The sequence below is a fragment of the Psychrobacillus sp. FSL K6-1415 genome, from assembly GCF_038003185.1.
GTDB classification, from domain to species: domain Bacteria; phylum Bacillota; class Bacilli; order Bacillales_A; family Planococcaceae; genus Psychrobacillus; species Psychrobacillus psychrodurans.
The window spans coordinates 2,575,140-2,594,287 of sequence record NZ_JBBOOQ010000001.1 but is presented as its reverse complement, the minus strand read 5'-3'; the positions used below and the strand labels follow the sequence as shown (position 1 = coordinate 2,594,287).

At 36.3% G+C, this 19,148-nt stretch carries 18 protein-coding genes and 1 other annotated feature; of the genes, 17 read left to right on the top strand and 1 reads right to left on the bottom strand.

Annotation, left to right across the window (positions count from 1 at the left end; genetic code table 11):
* Window positions 1-36: 36 nt before the first annotated feature.
* On the top strand, window positions 37-798 hold the full coding sequence (locus MKY60_RS12280; protein WP_090563936.1) for a tRNA threonylcarbamoyladenosine dehydratase: 762 nt from the start codon (window positions 37-39) through the stop codon (window positions 796-798).
* Window positions 799-857: 59 nt separating this feature from the next.
* Window positions 858-1,052: a hypothetical protein gene (locus MKY60_RS12275; protein WP_090563934.1), complete on the top strand. Its 195-nt coding sequence runs from the start codon at window positions 858-860 to the stop codon at window positions 1,050-1,052.
* Window positions 1,053-1,756: 704 nt separating this feature from the next.
* Here MKY60_RS12275 and MKY60_RS12270 read toward each other — a convergent pair.
* Window positions 1,757-3,043 (bottom strand): replication-associated recombination protein A, encoded by a 1,287-nt coding sequence (locus MKY60_RS12270; protein ID WP_241596592.1) that lies wholly within the window; start codon window positions 3,041-3,043, stop codon window positions 1,757-1,759.
* Window positions 3,044-3,180: 137 nt separating this feature from the next.
* On the opposite strand from MKY60_RS12270, the gene cymR reads away from it, so the two are divergent.
* From cymR to greA, 15 genes are all read left to right on the top strand, one after another.
* The gene (gene cymR, locus MKY60_RS12265) at window positions 3,181-3,603 is read left to right on the top strand and encodes a cysteine metabolism transcriptional regulator CymR (protein WP_093496149.1); all 423 of its coding nucleotides are present in this window, start codon (window positions 3,181-3,183) and stop codon (window positions 3,601-3,603) included.
* A gap of 10 nt (window positions 3,604-3,613) precedes the next feature.
* Window positions 3,614-4,744, top strand: a complete 1,131-nt coding sequence (locus MKY60_RS12260; RefSeq protein ID WP_340930006.1) for a cysteine desulfurase family protein — start codon at window positions 3,614-3,616, stop codon at window positions 4,742-4,744.
* An 88-nt stretch (window positions 4,745-4,832) separates the two neighbouring features.
* Window positions 4,833-5,945 carry a tRNA 2-thiouridine(34) synthase MnmA gene (gene mnmA, locus MKY60_RS12255; RefSeq protein ID WP_093496147.1) on the top strand — a complete coding sequence of 371 codons (1,113 nt, stop codon included), beginning with the start codon at window positions 4,833-4,835 and terminating at the stop codon, window positions 5,943-5,945.
* Window positions 5,946-5,959: 14 nt separating this feature from the next.
* On the top strand, window positions 5,960-6,616 hold the full coding sequence (locus tag MKY60_RS12250; protein ID WP_093496146.1) for a tetratricopeptide repeat protein: 657 nt from the start codon (window positions 5,960-5,962) through the stop codon (window positions 6,614-6,616).
* A 21-nt stretch (window positions 6,617-6,637) separates the two neighbouring features.
* Window positions 6,638-9,055, top strand: coding sequence for an SF1B family DNA helicase RecD2 (gene recD2 / locus MKY60_RS12245; RefSeq protein WP_340930004.1), 2,418 nt, complete (start codon window positions 6,638-6,640; stop codon window positions 9,053-9,055).
* A gap of 36 nt (window positions 9,056-9,091) precedes the next feature.
* Window positions 9,092-9,303, top strand: a binding site (T-box leader).
* Window positions 9,304-9,547: 244 nt separating this feature from the next.
* Window positions 9,548-12,181 (top strand): alanine--tRNA ligase, encoded by a 2,634-nt coding sequence (gene alaS, locus MKY60_RS12240; RefSeq protein ID WP_340930003.1) that lies wholly within the window; start codon window positions 9,548-9,550, stop codon window positions 12,179-12,181.
* A 78-nt stretch (window positions 12,182-12,259) separates the two neighbouring features.
* Window positions 12,260-12,526 (top strand): IreB family regulatory phosphoprotein, encoded by a 267-nt coding sequence (locus MKY60_RS12235; RefSeq protein WP_090563918.1) that lies wholly within the window; start codon window positions 12,260-12,262, stop codon window positions 12,524-12,526.
* Window positions 12,527-12,528: 2 nt separating this feature from the next.
* Window positions 12,529-12,948, top strand: a complete 420-nt coding sequence (gene ruvX, locus MKY60_RS12230) for a Holliday junction resolvase RuvX (protein ID WP_090563915.1) — start codon at window positions 12,529-12,531, stop codon at window positions 12,946-12,948.
* Window positions 12,949-12,959: 11 nt separating this feature from the next.
* Window positions 12,960-13,256 carry a DUF1292 domain-containing protein gene (locus MKY60_RS12225; RefSeq protein ID WP_211894702.1) on the top strand — a complete coding sequence of 99 codons (297 nt, stop codon included), beginning with the start codon at window positions 12,960-12,962 and terminating at the stop codon, window positions 13,254-13,256.
* Window positions 13,257-13,579: 323 nt separating this feature from the next.
* Window positions 13,580-14,698, top strand: coding sequence for an endolytic transglycosylase MltG (mltG, locus tag MKY60_RS12220; protein WP_241596569.1), 1,119 nt, complete (start codon window positions 13,580-13,582; stop codon window positions 14,696-14,698).
* 115 nt (window positions 14,699-14,813) lie between these two features.
* Window positions 14,814-15,449 (top strand): O-methyltransferase, encoded by a 636-nt coding sequence (locus MKY60_RS12215; RefSeq protein WP_340930002.1) that lies wholly within the window; start codon window positions 14,814-14,816, stop codon window positions 15,447-15,449.
* A gap of 5 nt (window positions 15,450-15,454) precedes the next feature.
* On the top strand, window positions 15,455-16,384 hold the full coding sequence (locus MKY60_RS12210; protein ID WP_241596563.1) for a peptidase U32 family protein: 930 nt from the start codon (window positions 15,455-15,457) through the stop codon (window positions 16,382-16,384).
* Between the two features lie 224 nt (window positions 16,385-16,608).
* Window positions 16,609-17,883, top strand: a complete 1,275-nt coding sequence (locus MKY60_RS12205) for a peptidase U32 family protein (protein ID WP_241596560.1) — start codon at window positions 16,609-16,611, stop codon at window positions 17,881-17,883.
* Entirely contained in the window at window positions 17,883-18,521 is a 639-nt protein-coding gene (udk, locus tag MKY60_RS12200; RefSeq protein WP_090563900.1) for a uridine kinase, read from the top strand. Before MKY60_RS12205 ends, udk begins: the two co-directional genes overlap by 1 nt.
* Before the next feature lie 111 nt (window positions 18,522-18,632).
* The gene (gene greA, locus MKY60_RS12195; protein WP_093496139.1) at window positions 18,633-19,106 is read left to right on the top strand and encodes a transcription elongation factor GreA; all 474 of its coding nucleotides are present in this window, start codon (window positions 18,633-18,635) and stop codon (window positions 19,104-19,106) included.
* The last annotated feature ends 42 nt before the right edge of the window (window positions 19,107-19,148 follow it).

The following is a 19,148-nucleotide window of genomic DNA, read 5'->3' as shown; positions in this document are numbered from 1 at the left end:
TTTTATCAACTAATCTGATTTAAATGGAGTGTTTTTATGTTACATCAATTTTCTAGAAATGAACTTGCAATAGGTGAAGAAGGAATAGAACTATTGAAAGGTACTACTGTTGCTATATTGGGTGTAGGTGGAGTCGGATCTTTCGCAGCTGAAGCTTGTGCAAGAAGTGGTGTTGGTCGAATTATTTTAGTAGATAAAGATAATGTAGACATTACTAATATAAACCGTCAGTTAGTAGCTTATATATCAACGATTGGACGTTCAAAATCAGAAGTGATGAAAGAACGAATTGCCGACATTAATCCTGAATGTGAAGTAATAGATATGCATATGTTTTATACGGAAGAAACATATGAGCAATTTTTTGCGATGAATATAGATTATGTTATCGATGCATCTGATACAATCATTTATAAAATTCATTTAATGAAAGAATGCTTAAAACGTAATATAAAAATTATTTCAAGTATGGGTGCTGCAAATAAAACAGATCCAACTCGTTTTAAGATTGTTGATATATCTAAAACACATACGGATCCGATTGCAAAAGTTATACGTACAAAGCTACGCAAGGAAGACCGCATTACCAAAGGAATTCCAGTTGTATTTTCAGACGAGAGCCCAATTGTAGTTAGAGAGGACGTAGTTGGAACGGTTGGTAAACCAGAAGCAGCTATTAGAAAAGCTAAAATGCCACCTTCTTCAAACGCATTTGTTCCCTCAACAGTTGGTTTAATATGTGCTAGCTGGGTTATAAACGACATCTCGAAGGATATTCATATTAATCGAGTACAGTAATTACTTGAAGTTTTTTCCTGATGATTTATACTAAATTTATAAGCGAGGAGGGGATTACAATGACTGAAACAAATAACCAAGAAGCACCTAAAAAGAAAATGACACTTCAAGAAGCTGTTAAGCAAAAGCTCGAAGAGAAAAAGAATCAATCTGCAGGTGGTAAAACTTCCCTTAACGGTTCTACTGGAAATCAGAAAATGAAAAGCCAACAGACTAAAAAAGTGAGTAACACAAGACGTAAGATGGGTGTTTAAACCATAAAAAATCCAGTCCCTTTTCAAGGGTGCTGGATTTTTTTAATAGACAGAAAGTATATTAAAATGTACCGTGAACACGTGGTTCATGGGACTTTTAAGAATGAATAATAGTACTTATTTCCGTTACATGTGGAAGGCTTTCCGCGGGCGAGACCGAGCCTCCTCAGTCAGGAGCTACTCTTCTTTCCTACGGGGTCTCGACTTTCTCGCTAATCCGGCTGGAGTCGCCACATTTCACTACAATCAATTAAGTGAGTAGTACTGCATGATAAAATTTAGAATAGCCTCTCGCCTAGATGATAAGAGTAGTCCCAGTTAGTGTAGGGATAGAATCGTCTTTTTATTTAGAGATATTATTCTGGATGGAAGGAAGAAAAAAGTAGATTTTCTATGATCTGATTCCCTATCAGCGTTACCTATTTTAGAATAAAACACTTATACTTAGGCGATTTTAAATTAAATTATCCGCTATATAAAGTGGATCTAATTGATTGGAGCGCAGAGCGGCGACTCCGGTGGGAACAGCGCGAGCTGAAGACCCTGGACTGAGCGTAGCGAAAATCTTTTTTGCGACGAGCTTGCACAGGAGCAAGGGAAGCGGCTGAAGCCGTGCCCACGGAAAGCGTCCACTCGGAGCGGAAATCAACGGCATATCTACAATTTTTTTAGAGGACCGGGCTTTTTTTACCTGGTTTTTCTTATTACTTTTCTTTTTTAAAATTCTCTAATCGCGTGTAGATAGCTGCCAATCTTTTTTCTTCGCCAGCTTCAATCGGTTTATAGAAAATAGAACCCACAAGATTATCTGGCAAGTAGGTTTGATTGACCCAGCCACCAAATGTGCCGATTTTATAGTCATGTGGATATATATAACCACCATGACCTAAATCAGCTGCTCCTGCATAATGCGTGTCCTTTAAATGACTTGGAATATCACCAGTTTTCCCCTGGTGTATACTTGCAATTGCAGCATCTAAAGCGGAGTATGCAGAATTGGACTTCTCCGATAAACACATAAGGACTACAGCGTTGGCTAAAGGTATTCGTGCTTCCGGTAATCCTAATCGTTCTGCGGATTGAATAGCTGCTAGTACTTGTGGACCAACAGATGGGTTAGCTAGCCCTATATCCTCATAACTCATTACCAGTAACCTTCTAGAAACAGCTACCAAGTCGCCGTTTTCCAAAAGGTGCGCCAAATAATATAGTGCCGCATCTGTATCACTGCCACGGACTGATTTCTGTAATGCTGAAAGTAAGTTGTAAAAGTGAGATCCTTTTTTATCCCCAAAAACCCCGACCCTATCAACGAGACTTTTTAAGATTGAATCCTCTACAATAGTGATCCCATTTTCTTCAAAACTTGCAAAAATAGTAGACTCTAATAGGGTTAGAGCTTTTCGTGCATCACCATTAGCTGCATCTGCTATTAATTTTCTTTGATCCTCGCTAATTTGAATTTTCATCTGACCAAGACCTTTTATTTCATCTTCTAACGCTCTTATTAAAAGTAAATCTATGTCATCAGTCGTTAGTCTTTTAAGTTGTTTGATTTCACCGCAACGTGATCTTATTGCTGGGTTTACATCATGATAGGGATTTTCAGTTGTTGCTCCGATTAATATAATCGATCCATTTTCTACATGAGGTAGCAATGTATCTTGCTGTAACTTGTTGAAACGATGAATCTCATCTAGAAATAGAATGACTTTCCCGCTGATACGTGCATCGGCTACTACATCTTCCACATCTTTCTTCCCAGCTTTAGTGGCATTCAATGCAACAAAGGGTAGCTTTGTGGTACCCGCTATGGCAAATGCAAGAGAGGTTTTGCCAACTCCTGGATCGCCATATAATAGCATTGATGGTACATGTCCGTTTTTTATCATTTTATACAATGCGGTGTTTTCTCCGATAACATGCTGTTGTCCAGCTAGTTCATCTATAGTTTGAGGTCTCATCCGATATGCTAAAGGTTCATTTTGCAAAATGATCACTCCTTATTTCGTACATCTGTTCTTTTATTATATAGAAGATTGCCTGAAAAGTCATTTTGAAGTCGATATAGTATGTAATTATGCTATACTAGGGAAAGAATTTTTTTAATCTTATGAGGTGAATTATTTTGAAATTTTCAACAAAAGGAAGATACGGTTTAACGATAATAGTGGCTTTAGGGAAGCAATATGGGGAAGGACCGATTGCCCTCCGTCAAATTGCTGCGGAATATAATTTGTCTGAAGCTTATCTAGAGCAGATTGTTTCTCCTCTAAGAAATGCAGGGCTTGTAAAGAGTGTAAGAGGTGCTTACGGTGGTTATATGCTATCAAAAACACCAGACGAAATTACTGCAGGTGATGTTATTCGAGTTTTAGAGGGTCCTATTCAAATCGTTGAAGGGATTGAAGACGAAGCACCGTCGCAGCGTGAACTTTGGATGCGTATTAGAGATGCTGTCAAAAATGTATTAGACACCACTACGATAGAAGACCTTGCAAAATATACAGAAGAAGATCCAGAGAACACTGGGTATATGTTTTATATATAAGGAGTTTAAAATGACTAGAATATATTTGGATCATGCAGCCACAACACCTATGTCCGAAGAAGTAATCCAAGTCTATACAGCTGAAATGAAAGAAGAGTTCGGAAACCCATCTAGCATCCATCAGACAGGAAGAAAAGCAAGAAAGAAAGTGGATGATGCAAGAACAATTTTAGCTAAAAGTATTGGGGCACATGAAACGGAAATTACTATTACTAGCGGAGGTACGGAAGCAGATAATTATGCTATTTTTGGAACTGCTTATGCTAGGAAGAATGAAGGTAAGCATGTAATTACAACTCAGATTGAACATCATGCTGTACTACATGCTTGTGAGCAACTTGAAAAAGATGGTTTTGAAGTAACTTATCTTTCGGTAGATAAAAATGGATTGATCAGTATCAATGACTTGAAAAATTCACTAAGAGAAGATACTATTTTAGTTTCTATTATGTATGCTAACAATGAGGTTGGGGTTATTCAACCCATCGTTGAAATTGGAGAATTTTTGAAAGATCACCCAGCCTATTTCCACACGGATGCTGTTCAAGCATTTGGTAGCTTATCAATAGACGTCACAACAGCTTATATCGATTTACTAAGTGTTTCAAGCCATAAGATAAACGGCCCTAAAGGGATTGGTTTTTTATATCAACGTAAAGGTGTTAACCTTAAGCCGATTTTTTACGGAGGACAGCAGGAGCGAAAAAAACGTGCAGGTACTGAAAACGTGCCTGCTATTGTTGCTTTTGCAAAGGCGGTTCAATTGAAACAAACAGTTATTACTGAGGGCATTCTAACTTATAATCAGTTAAAGCAAGTTTTCTTAACCGAATTAGAGAGACTTCGTGTTCCTTTTAAAGTTAATGGTTCGCATGAATCTGTTCTTCCACATGTTATAAATATAAGTATCCCTAATACAGATGTGGAAACTTTTTTAGTGCAATTAGATTTAGCAGGAATTGATGCATCTAGTGGATCTGCGTGCACTGCTGGTTCAATTGATCCGTCTCATGTACTCGTAGCAATGTATGGAGAAAACACACCAGAGTTACGAAATTCGGTTCGATTTAGCTTTGGATTAAACAATACAAAAGAGCAAGTGATTGAAGCGGCTTATAAAATAAGCAAAATAGTATTATAGTTCAAACTCGCTAAAGGTTTAACTTCATTGGCCAGAGTTTGAAATCATTACGGTGAAGTTAAAGATCTAAGTGAAAAGAGTGATAAGGATGAAAAAAATAGAAGATACAAGAGTAGTTGTTGGCATGTCCGGAGGGGTAGACTCCTCTGTTGCAGCTTATTTACTAAAAGAACAAGGTTATGATGTGATAGGCATTTTCATGAAAAACTGGGATGACACTGACGAATTTGGTTTGTGTACTGCCACAGAAGATTATGAGGACGTTATAAAAGTTTGCAATCAAATAGGAATTCCATATTACGCTGTAAACTTCGAAAAACAATATTGGGATAAGGTTTTCACATATTTTTTAGATGAGTATAAAGCTGGACGAACTCCTAATCCAGATGTTATGTGTAATAAGGAAATTAAATTTAAAGCATTTTTAGAGCATGCTTTAGCATTAGGAGCAGATTACTTGGCAACTGGTCACTATGCACAGGTAGAAGTTCGTGATGGACAAACTCGTATGCTGCGTGGAAGAGACAATAATAAAGATCAAACTTATTTCTTGAATCAATTAAATCAAGAACAATTAGAAAAAGTAATGTTTCCAATTGGGCATTTAGAAAAGAAAAAAGTTCGTGAAATTGCATTAGAGCAAGGACTTGCTACTGCGACGAAAAAAGATTCTACCGGTATTTGTTTCATTGGTGAAAGAAACTTTAAAGAATTTTTGAGTCAGTACCTTCCTGCGCAACAAGGTGCTATGGAAACAATGGATGGAATAGTTATGGGACAGCATGATGGACTGATGTACTATACAATTGGTCAACGACATGGTCTTGGAATTGGAGGTTCAGGTGATCCTTGGTTCGTTATCGGGAAGGACTTGGACAGAAATGTACTTCTAGTTGGGCAAAATATAAACAATGATGCATTGTTTTCGACTAGCCTAACTGCAACCGATTTATCTTTTACAACAACAATAGAAAAACCACAAACTTTCCAAGCAACAGCAAAGTTTCGTTATCGCCAAGAGGACGTTGGTGTACTTGTGGAGTTAATAGATACAAATCGAGTTAGAGTAATATTTGACGAGCCAGTGCGTGCTATTACACCAGGACAAGCAGTTGTATTCTACCAAGGTGATGAATGTTTAGGTGGAGCTACAATTGATGAAGTTTTCAAAGATGGGCTTAAACTGGATTATGTTGGATAACTGGAGGTAATAACATGAACTACAATGAATTAGGAATTCAAGCTATACAAGAAGAAGATTACGAAAAAGCAGTAGAGCTTTTTACGAAAGCAATTGAAGAAAATCCGGATGAGGCAATCGGTTATATTAATTTTGGAAATCTTTTGTCGTCAATGAATGAAGATGAGCGGGCAGAGAAGTTTTTCCAAAAAGCAATTACATTAGACGAGGGTGCAGCAACAGCTTATTATAGTCTTGCAAATTTATACTATAATGCTGAGAGATTTGAGGAAGCTGCAAAGTTATATGAAAAAGCAATCGCTAGTGGTATTGAAGGTCCAGACGCATTTTATATGCTTGGGAAGAGTCTTGAAAAAGAAAATTTAACAAAGCTTTCACTTCCATATTTTCAAAGAGCTTATGAACTGGCTCCTGAGGATAACCAGGTAAAATTGTCCTATGGAATTGCCCTCGCAAGCTTAGAAATGTTCGAACAAGCAGAACCAGTATTCAAAGAAATAGTAGATGCAGATGCAGAAAATGCAGATGCACACTACAATCTAGGTGTTTTATATGCTGTTTCTACATCTAATACAGAGGCTGCATTATCTCATTTAAAAGAAGCCTTTACGCTTCAACCTAATTATGATCAGGCACGCTATGTGTACGACATGATTTCTCTACGCAATTAATGAAACTTTGGAGGCGGTAGTATGACCAACGATATAAATAATGAAAAACAATTTATTACAGGTCGTCCTATCGTTTCCATTTTTCATAATCCTCAAAACTTATTTTCTATCATAAAATTAAAAATCAAATCCACAAACACTACATACATAGACAAAGAAATAATTGTATCTGGTTACTTCCCTCCTTTAGTACTAGAAGAGGCGTATAAATTTATTGGGTATATTAAAAACCATCCGAAATATGGTGTTCAATTTCAAGTGGAAACGTTCCAAAAAGAAGTGCCAGCGACGGAGCAAGGAATTATTCATTATCTTTCGAGCGATATGTTCACAGGTATTGGTCGCAAAACTGCAGAACAAATTGTAAAAAAACTTGGACCAAATGCTATTAACAAAATTTTGGATGATCCCGAAGCGTTAGATGTAGTTCCACGTCTTGCTGAAGAAAAAAAACAAACATTACGAGCGGTTTTAGAACAAAATTTAGGCTTAGAAAAAGTGATGATTCAACTTAATGAGTGGGGATTTGGACCTCAAATCGCTATGAAAATCTATCAAGCTTATAGAGAAGAAACACTCAACGTACTTACTAAAAACCCATTCCGTCTTATTGAAGAAGTAGAGGGGGTAGGTTTTGTTCGAGCTGATGAGCTTGGCTATAAATTAGGTATTCAAGGAAACCACCCCGATCGTATCAAGGCAGCGATATATCACCTCCTTCAAACTGCTTCGTTAGGAGAAGGTCATGTATTTTTATATGCAGAGCAATTATTAGAATCAGTTAAAAAGCTATTAGAAACTGCTCAGCGTGAGGAAATTCCGTATGAGGCAATTAGTAAATGCTGCATTGAACTTGCAGAAGAAAGTCGGATAGTCGGGGAAGTGAATCGTTTTTATATTCCTTCTCTATATTATTCCGAAGTTGGAATTGGCTCTAAAATAGAAACTCTCCTAGCTGAAAATGATACACATCATCAATTTCCATTAGCTGAGATGAAAAAGCATCTTGGAAGTATTGAAGAACGCTTAGGAGTGCAATATGCCCCGACACAAATTAATGCAATTGAGACAGCGTTAAATGCAAGCGTTACATTACTTACTGGCGGTCCTGGTACGGGTAAAACAACCGTAGTACGAGGGATTGTCGAACTATATGCAGAACTACATGGACTTTCGTTAGATCCGAAGGAATGGATAAAGGACAAGAAACCATTCCCTGTAGTATTAGCCGCACCTACTGGTAGAGCTGCTAAACGCCTAAGTGAATCGACAGAATTACCTGCTATGACTATTCATAGATTGTTAGGATTTACTGGTCAAGAAGATGCAGACGTCGAAGGTAAAGAAATCGAAGGCAAACTAATTATAATTGATGAAACATCTATGTTAGATACATGGTTAGGACACCAACTATTAAAAGCTATTCCGAAAGATGCGCAAGTGATCTTTGTTGGAGATCAAGATCAACTTCCGCCAGTAGGACCAGGGCAAGTATTAAAGGACTTACTCGCCTCTAAACGAATTCCAACTGTTGAACTAAAGGATATTTATCGCCAAGCAGAGGGATCCTCGATTATTGAACTTGCCCATGAGATGAAGCAAGGGATGGTTCCGGCATCTCTATTAGACAAGACAAAGGATCGTTCATTCATTAAGGCTTCTACCGAACAAATTCCGAAAGTAGTAGAACAAGTATTAAAAAGTGCTTTATCCAAAGGACTATCCATTCGTGATATGCAAGTTTTAGCACCTATGTATAGAGGCCCGGCCGGTATTGATGCGCTTAACAAAATGATTCAAGAAATGGTTAATCCGAATACAGATGGAAAGCGAAAAGAAATGGTATTTGGTGAAACTATTTATCGTATTGGGGATAAAGTTCTTCAACTAGTCAATCAACCAGAGAGCCACGTGTTTAATGGAGATATGGGGGAAGTCATTAGTATTTTCAGAGCTGCTGAAACAGTCGAGAAAAAAGAAATGTTAGTAGTTTCTTTTGATGGAAATGAAGTAACATACGAAAAAAATGATTTGAATCAGCTTACTTTAGCTTATTGCTGTTCAGTTCATAAATCACAAGGTAGTGAATTTCAAACGGTTATTATGCCTATAACAAGAAGTTATATGAAGATGTTAAGAAGAAATTTACTTTATACAGGAATAACACGAGCTAAAAACTTTCTTATATTATGTGGGGATCCAGAAGTATTTAAGTTTGGAGTAGAAAGAACTGATGATCTTCAAAGATTGACTACTTTAAAAGAACGTTTATCCAATGTAGAAGAATCAGGGCAACAAGAGGGAAAAGAAATAGTTAAAGAATCGGAAGTGACTCAAAAGGACGTCACCTATCTAACTGCTGAAAATTATCATATGATAGATCCTCTAGTAGGTATGAATGGTGTCAATCCGTATCAATTTATGGATACAGACAATTGACACAAAGCAATTTGTTTTTTATAATCAATTGCATATAGTAAAATGTTGACGGAGAAAGTACTAATTGTTAGCTGAATAGAGATGGATTCCTTGGCTGAAAGAATTCACTGATCTAACATATAGGAAAGCTACTCTTGAATGCAGTTAAAACCTGTCGTCTGGCCGCGTTAAGGCTTCTTGAGAGACATAGTAGAATTCTACTGTGTAACTAGGGTGGTACCGCGAAAACAACAGCTTTCGTCCCTTTTTTAGGGAAGAGGGCTTTTTTTATTTGTTTTGGCTTTAGTGAAGTAAAGTAATACTTTTGATTTCCGTTACAACGCACTTCCATGTTTAGAAGCTAGCGTAGCGTGCGGCTGCTCATATTCGTATAGAAATTTCTATCTAGGCTCCCTTTAACGGAACAAAATCTTTATTACCGAAAGCCGGTCTGAATATTAAAATTATCAACGTCTACCAATCACAAATACAAATCATTAGGAGGAACTAAACATGAAACAATTAACAGGTGCTCAAATTAGACAAATGTATTTAGACTTTTTTATGGAAAAAGGACATTCACAGGAACCTTCAGCTCCACTTGTACCAATCAACGACCCAACATTACTTTGGATCAACAGTGGTGTAGCAACATTAAAAAAATATTTTGACGGGCGTGTTGTTCCTGAAAATCCTCGTATTACGAATGCACAAAAATCTATTCGCACAAACGATATTGAAAATGTTGGAAAAACAGCTAGACATCATACTTTCTTTGAAATGCTAGGGAACTTTTCTATTGGCGACTACTTTAAAAAAGAAGCGATCCATTATGCTTGGGAGTTTTTAACAGATTCTAAATGGATTGCTTTTGAACCAGAAAAATTATCTATTACAATTCATCCAGAGGACGAAGAAGCATATAATATTTGGAAAGATGAAATCGGAATTCCAGAAGAGAGACTTATTCGTTTAGAAGGTAATTTCTGGGATATTGGAGAAGGTCCAAGTGGTCCGAACTCGGAGATTTTTTATGATCGTGGAGAAAGCTACGGAAATGATATGAACGACCCTGAATTATATCCAGGTGGAGAGAATGAACGATATTTAGAAATTTGGAATTTAGTGTTCTCAGAATTTAATCATAATCCAGATAATACGTACACACCGTTACCAAAACAAAATATTGATACTGGCATGGGTCTGGAGCGTATGGCTAGTGTGGTACAAGATGTTCCAACAAATTTTGATACTGATTTATTCATACCAATTATTCGCCAAACAGAACAGATTTCTGGAAAGTCGTATCGTGCAAATGAAGTCGATGATACTGCATTTAAAGTAATTGCTGACCACGTTCGTACAGTTGCATTTGCAATTGGAGATGGTGCATTACCGTCAAACGAAGGAAGAGGATATGTCCTTAGAAGATTACTTCGTAGAGCAGTTCGTTTTGCAAAACAATTAGGAATTGAAAAGCCATTTTTACATGAACTTGTTCCAGTTGTAGGGAAAATTATGCAAGACTTCTATCCAGAAGTAACAGAAAAACAGGATTTCATCATGCGTGTTATTAAAACTGAAGAAGAACGATTCCATGAAACATTACATGATGGTTTAGCTATATTAGAAAAGGTTATTGAAGAACAACAAGCTAAAGGTGAATCTTACATCCCCGGAACTACAACATTCACACTATATGATACGTATGGTTTCCCAATTGAATTAACGGAAGAATATGCAGAAGAAGCAAACATGACTGTTGACCATGATGGCTTTAAGTCGGAAATGGAAGCACAACGTTCGCGCGCTCGTGCCGCAAGACAAAATATAGATTCTATGCAGGTGCAATCCGAAGTATTTGGAAATCTACATGATGAAAGTGAATTTATCGGATATGACACGATGAGTATATCTACTCAAGTTACGTCAATAGTTCGTGATCAAGTATTAGTTAAATCAGCTCATGAAGGAGAGGAAGTGAAAGTAGTATTAACTAAAACACCTTTCTACGCTGAAAGTGGTGGGCAAATTGCCGATCATGGTGTAATTGAAAATGATACATTTAAAGGATATGTAAAAGATGTCCAAAAAGCTCCAAATGGACAAAATCTGCACACAGTAGTTATTGAGTCAGGTGAGATTATTACAGATGCTGAAGTAGAGGCAACTGTTGACAATTCACTTCGCGGACATACGATTAAAAATCACTCAGCTACACATATTTTGCATCAAGCCTTGAAAGATGTATTAGGGACACATGTAAACCAAGCTGGTTCTTATGTTGGTCCTGATCGTTTACGTTTTGACTTTTCTCATTTTGGACAAGTTACAACAGAAGAACTTGAACAAATAGAGCGTATAGTTAATGAAAAAGTGTGGGATAATATCCCGGTAGTTACTGGTTTTCATAATATTGACGAAGCAAAACAAATGGGAGCAATGGCATTATTCGGCGAAAAATATGGTGATATTGTAAGGGTAGTAAAAATGGGAGATTTCTCATTAGAGCTATGCGGCGGTATTCACGTTCAGAACACTTCAGAAATTGGATTCTTTAAAATCCTTTCAGAAAGTGGAATCGGGGCAGGTACTAGACGTATTGAAGCTGTAACTGGTAAAGGCGCTTATGAAATAGTCAAAGAAGAAGAACATATATTAAGCGAAGCAGCAAACTTATTGAAGGCACAGCCAAAAGATTTAGTGAATAAGGTCTCGCAAACATTACAAGAGCTAAAAAATGTACTAAAAGACAATGAGTCACTTTCTGCAAAAATAGCAAATAGCCAAGCTTCTTCTGTCCTATCATCAGCACAAAAAGTAAATGATGTAACTGTGTTATCTGTAAAAGTAGATGCAAAAGATAATAACCAATTACGTCAAATGATGGACGATTTAAAACAAAAGCTTGAAAAAGCAGTCATTGTTTTAGGTGCAGTTGATGGGGATAAAGTAATGATTTCTGCAGGAGTAACAAAGGATATAGTTGGTGGGAACTATCATGCTGGAAATATCGTCAAACTAGTAGCAGAGCAATGCGGAGGTAAAGGTGGAGGACGACCGGACTTTGCCATGGCTGGTGCTAAAGATGCAAGTAAACTAGAAAATGCATTAAGTTCTGTGTTGGAATATATTAAATCTGTTTAAATTATTTCCAAAATAGGGTATACTAATACAATAGATACATTAGTTTATTCATTAAAAATGGAAAGCGAGGTGCTGATCATGAGCTCTTTTGATAAAACGATGAAATTTAATTTCCCTGAAGAATCGATGGAACAAGAAGTAAAACATGTTATGATCCAAGTTCACTCTGCACTAGAAGAAAAAGGGTATAATTCTATCAATCAAATTGTAGGCTATCTATTGTCAGGTGATCCAGCTTATATTCCTCGCCATCAAGATGCACGAAATATGATTCGAAAGCTTGAACGAGATGAAATATTAGAAGAACTAGTGAAGTTTTATATTAAAAAAAATAATGAGGCTTAACGATGCGAATTATGGGTTTAGATGTTGGTTCTCGTACCGTTGGAGTGGCAATTAGTGATGCACTAGGTTGGACTGCTCAAGGTATTGAAACAATAAAGATACATGAAGAAAGTTTTGAGTTTGGTCTAGAACGAATTGATGAACTCGTGAAAGAGCATAATGTAACAGAGTTTGTTGTTGGATTTCCGAAAAACATGAATAATTCTATTGGTCCACGTGCTGAAGCTTCTGAACAATATGCTAAGCTATTAACCGAGAAATATCATTTCCCAGTCACATTATGGGATGAACGATTGACAACGATGGCTGCAGAACGTATGTTAATAGATGCTGATGTAAGTCGTAAGAAACGTAAGTTAGTGATCGACAAGATGGCTGCTGTAATGATTTTACAAGGCTATCTTGATAGAAAAAATAGATGAGGTGACTGCAAATGGACCACGGTCAAGAAAATATTACAATTGTAGATGAGAATGGAAATGAACAACTTTGTAACGTGCTATTCACATTTGAATCAGACGAATATGGAAAATCCTATGTACTTTATTATCCAATAGGAGCAGAAGAAGATGAAAATGAAGAAATCGAAATTCATGCATCATCTTTCACTCCTAATGAAGATGGAGAAGACGGAGAATTACTTCCTGTTGAATCTGATGCTGAATGGGATATGATCGAAGAAATGTTAAGTACATTTTTAGATGAGCAAGAAGACGAAGACGAAGAATAAGATTATCTATTCAAGGTGGATGAGGGAAGCCTCATTCACCTTTTTCTTTGCTTAGTTCTTTTTTACATAGTTCCAATTATCAAGGTATATTGATGACCAAAGAAGCGACTTACCGATAGAAAAGTATTAGTTATCCAAAAGCGTACTTTCCTGTTTCTAAGAATTGCAGGAGAGTAATCAGCATCATCGGTAATAATATCGCAAAAAGTCTGTCCAAGACTCATCGAAAACAATAGAAATTGGTTTCTGTTTAGAGAGTACTTGGGCTTTTGTTCTTTTATATGTTTTCTTGTATAATGAGATGGAGATAAGGGGGAGAACCCGTGGGAAATGAAACAAAAAAAGATATTATGTTTAATAAAATGAAAAATAAGAAAAAAGAAGTGAAACTTGTTAGAAAAATTGTTTTAATTATTACTTTTCTTATAATTGTCGTTGGGGGAATAGGTGGTTTAATTGTCTATAACTATGTAGAATCAGCTCTACTCCCATTAGATCCTAACTCTGAAGAGACCATAACTGTGGACATCCCAATTGGATCAGGATTAGATTCTATATCCAGTGAGTTGGAAAAAAGCGGAATTATTAAAAACGCTAAAATCTTCAAGTATTATGCAAAGTTCAACAATGAATCTCAATTTCAGGCTGGAGAGTATAGTTTGACAAAGGCAATGACTTTAGACGAAATTATTGAAAGCTTAAAATCTGGTAAAGTATACAGAGAACCAGTTTTCTCGTTGACTATTCCTGAAGGATTAACGATCGAGCAAATTGGACAAGTAGTTGAAAAAAACACAAAGCATTCTGCAGATGATTTCTTTAAGCTCGTAACGAGCGAGGAATTTGTTGATAGAATGATGATTAAATATCCAAATGTTTTAGGAGCAGAGATTAAAGGAGAAAATGTGCGCTATGCATTAGAAGGATATCTTTTCCCTGCCACCTATCCATTTTTTGAGGAAAATCCTTCTATAGAGTCAATCGTTGATACAATGCTTGCTAATACTGATAAAGTTGTAACGTCGTACGTAGACCTTTTGCAAGCAGAAGAGAAATCAGTTCATTGGTTACTAACTTTTGCATCTTTGTTAGAGGAAGAAGCAACAGCCCAAACAGATCGAGCAACCATAGCAAGTGTCTTTTACAATCGTATAGAAGAAGGTATGCCTTTACAAACAGATCCAACTGTCCTTTATGCAAAAGGTACGCATAAAGATCGTGTTTTGTTTGAAGATTTAGAGTTTGATAATCCGTACAATACGTATCAAAATACAGGGTTACCACCTGGACCTATTGCAAATGCAGGTAAATCATCTATTGAGGCAGCACTTGATCCAAGTGATACAGATTATTTTTATTTCTTAGCAGATAAAGAGGGTACTAATCACTTTTCTGTAACATATGATGAACATCTTCAAAAAATAGACGAATTTTTAAAATAATTAGGCTGCAGGAGAGGGAGTGATGTCGCATTCCTTCTCCTGCTATGTTATTATAAGAGTTGTTTTTTTACATAATAGGGAGTACTATTTTAATGACCTAAAGGGGTTAGTTTAGATGAATATAAGCGATAATTTTTTGAAGGATCTGACTAAGCCTAGATCCGCTATTTTTTTGGAAATGGAACAATATGCAAAAGATAATCATGTACCTATTATGCAACTAATGGGGATGGAATCGTTATTGCAACTTCTTTCCTTACAAAAGCCCAAGTCTGTTTTAGAACTAGGAACTGCTATTGGTTACTCTTCCATGCGCATGGCAACTAAACTAGGGCAAACATCCATTGTGACCATCGAGCGGGATGAAACAAAGGCTGAGCTTGCTAAAACATATATAGAACGTGCGAATTTGCAACATCGAATTCGAGTAATTGTTGGAGACGCTTTAGAAATTTCAGCAAAAGACCTTGGAGAACTCCAATTTGATGCTATTTTTATTGATGCAGCTAAAGGTCAATACAAAAATTTCTTCGAAAAATATGCCCCATTTTTGAATGATGGTGGCGTTATTTATTGTGATAATTTATTGTTAAATGGATTGTCCGAGTTACCGATGAGTGAAGTGCCAAGAAGAAAAAGAACAATGGTCCGAAACCAACATCAATTTATGGAGTGGTTGATGAATCATCCGGATTATGACACGGCATTCTTACCAGTTGGAGATGGAATGTTAGTAAGTATTAAGAGGTGAAAGATATGAACAAAACTGAGCTATTAGTAACGCCTACAAGTATTAGTCACTTAGAAGATTTAATCGTGGCTGGTGCTGATGCCTTTTTAGTCGGTGAACAATTTTTTGGTCTAAGACTTCCTGGAGAATTTACGTTAGAAGAAATTACAATAGCAAGAAACATCACTTCCAAACAAAACAAAAAGTTATATATTGCGATGAATGCACTTTTCCATAACGATAAAATGGAAGCACTTGCACCTTATATGAAAAAGCTTCAAGAAATCGGTGTTGATGGAATTGTTTTCGGTGATCCAGCTGTCATTATAGCTAGACGTGAAGCTGAAGTAACTATTCCCTTACACTGGAATACGGAACAAACAGCAACCAATTATTTCACAGCGAATTATTGGGGGAAACGTGGTTCAACTAGAGCTGTTTTAGCAAGAGAACTTAGCCTAGACGAAGTAGTGGAAATAAAAGAAAATGCTGAAGTTCAAATTGAAGTGCAAGTCCACGGAATGACATGTATATTTCAGTCGAAGCGTTCACTTTTAGGTAATTACTTCTTGTTTCAAGACAAAGCAATGGAAGTAGAGAATCGTTCTAAAAATAAAAATATGTTTTTACATGACAAAGAGCGTTCCAATAAATATCCGATTTATGAAGATGGTAACGGAACACATATTTTTAGTCCAAATGATATGTGTATGATAGATGAACTTGATGAGTTATTAGATGCTGAAATTGATAGTTTGAAAATAGATGGAATCCTTCAAGATCCATCTTATATTACTGCTATAACGAGCTACTACCGTAAAGCTATCGATGCTTATTTTGAATCGAAAGAAGCTTATAAAGCTTGTAAAAAAGATCTCTTTAACAAAATTGAAGAAATCCAACCAGCATTAAGACCATTAGATACTGGCTTTTTCTTTAAGGAAACTGTGTATTAAAGGAATATATGAGTCAATTTCATAATTACTGTTTCAATAAAAGAATGTATACGGCAGATCACTCTTTTTTTAAAAGTTTGTTGCGTTAATTGGTGTGGAAGGCGTCGGCCTGGAACGGAAATCAACTTTGTTGGAATTCACTATTTAGTATGCTTTTTATGAAATTAATAACATATAACTGAAAGTTTAAATGGTATTAATCAGTTAGGAAAGGGTAGGTTTATTTGCTTAATACTAAAATAGATAAAATAAGTGAGCTAATTGATGGTAAACGAGTTATTACGAAAAAACCTGAGTTATTAGCGCCTGCTGGAAGTTTAGAAAAGTTAAAAATTGCTGTGCATTATGGAGCAGATGCCGTTTTTATAGGTGGAAGAGAATTTGGCCTTCGATCAAATGCGGGAAACTTTTCAATAGATGAAATGCGGGAAGGAGTAGAATTTGCAAAACGATACGGAGCTAAAGTGTATGTGACTACTAATATATTCGCCCATAATGAAAATATGGATGGATTAGAAGAGTACCTACAAGCAGTTGAAGCAGCTGGTGTAACTGGTATTATTGTTGCAGATCCATTAATAATTGAGACATGTCGAACTGTAGCACCCAAACTAGAGCTTCACTTGAGCACACAACAATCCTTATCCAATTGGAAAGCGGTTCAATATTGGAAAGAAGAAGGGCTTGATCGTGTTGTACTTGCTCGAGAAACTAGTGGTGACGAGATTCAACTGATGAAAGAGAAAGTTGATATTGAAATTGAAACATTTATCCATGGGGCAATGTGTATAGCTTACAGTGGAAGATGTACACTATCCAATCATATGACTGCTCGTGACTCGAATAGAGGAGGATGCTGTCAGTCTTGTCGCTGGGATTATGATTTGTATGAGCAAAATGATGGGCTAGAACAGGCATTATTCACAGATAATGATGTTCCATTTGCCATGAGTCCAAAAGATTTAAAATTATTGGAATCAATACCGCGTTTGATAGAACTAGGAATCGACTCTTTAAAAGTGGAAGGACGTATGAAGTCAATACACTATATAGCTACAGTTGTAAGTGTTTACCGTAAAGTGATTGATGCATATTGTGCAGATCCTGAAAACTTTCAAATGCAGCTTAGCTGGATAGAAGAACTGGAAAAATGTGCAAATCGTGAAGCGGACACAGCATTTTTTGAGGATGAACCGAGCTTTGAACAACAAATGTACGGAGTCCATGATAAAAAATTAGGGTACGATTTTGTGGGACTTGTGTTAGAGTATAACGAAGAAACACAGATAGTTACACTACAACAACGAAATTATTTTAAGCCAGGAGACATAGTAGAGTTTTTTGGCCCAGAAATAGAAAACGTTGAAGTAGTTATAAAAGAAATTTTAGACGAAAAAGGACAAGTGTTGGATGCGGCGAGACATCCATTACAAGTTGTCCAATTTAAATGTCAGGAAAAATTATATCCAAATAATATGATGAGAAAAGGGATGAAATAATGACGAAGAAAACTCCTCTTATCATTGGGATCACAGGTGGATCAGGATCAGGTAAAACGAGTGTAACGAACGCAATAAGTGAAGTATTTAAGGATCATTCAGTAGTAGTAATACAACAAGATTTTTATTATAAAGATCAAAGTCATTTGAAGTTTGAGGAAAGACTTAATACAAATTATGATCATCCACTAGCTTTTGATAATGACTTATTACTTGAACATATTCACAATTTGTTAGACAATAAGGCAATTGAAAAGCCTGTATACGATTATGCAAAACATACTCGCTCTTCAGAAACGATTAAGATAGAGCCTAAAGATGTAATTATTTTAGAGGGTATTCTAGTATTAGAAGATGAGCGTCTTCGAAATATGATGAATATCAAATTATTCGTGGATACAGATGCAGATTTACGTATTATTCGTCGTATATTACGTGATATTAACGAAAGAGGACGTACAGTAGACTCAGTTGTGGATCAATACCTTAATGTAGTTCGTCCAATGCACAATCAGTTCATTGAGCCAACTAAAAGATATGCAGATGTAATCATTCCAGAAGGTGGCCAAAATGAAGTAGCTATCGATTTAATGGTAACAAAAATAAAAACTATTCTTGAAACGGATGTTATTGTATAATATGATGATTGAGATTGACAATAATTTCATGATATTCATAACATTGTGATTAGATGCATATGAATAATCCATGATAGAGTTTTAAGTGTGTATTTAAAGGAGTGTATGGGAGTGTCAACAGAGAAACAATATCCAATGACCGTTGCTGGTAAACAAAAGTTACAAGATGAATTAACGCATTTAATAACGGTAAAACGTAAAGAGGTAGTAGAGCGTATTAAAATTGCAAGAAGTTTTGGTGATTTATCAGAAAACTCTGAGTATGATTCAGCTAAAGAAGACCAAGCGTTTGTAGAAGGTAGAATCTCAACCTTAGAGTCAATGATTCGCAATGCAGTAATCATCGAAGGAGAAGGAAATAACGACACTGTTACACTTGGTAAAACTGTAACATTTGTAGAGATTCCAGATGGTGATGAAGAAACTTACACAATCGTAGGTTCTGCAGAAGCAGATCCAATAGAAGGTCTTATCTCGAATGATTCTCCAATTGCTAAAGGATTGATTGGCAAATCTACAGGAGATCGAGTGAAAATCCTAACTCCAGGTGGAGAGATGGACGTAGAAATAAAAACTATATCTTAAAGCGAAGAGGTAAACGAAACCGTTTACCTCTTTTTTTGAAAA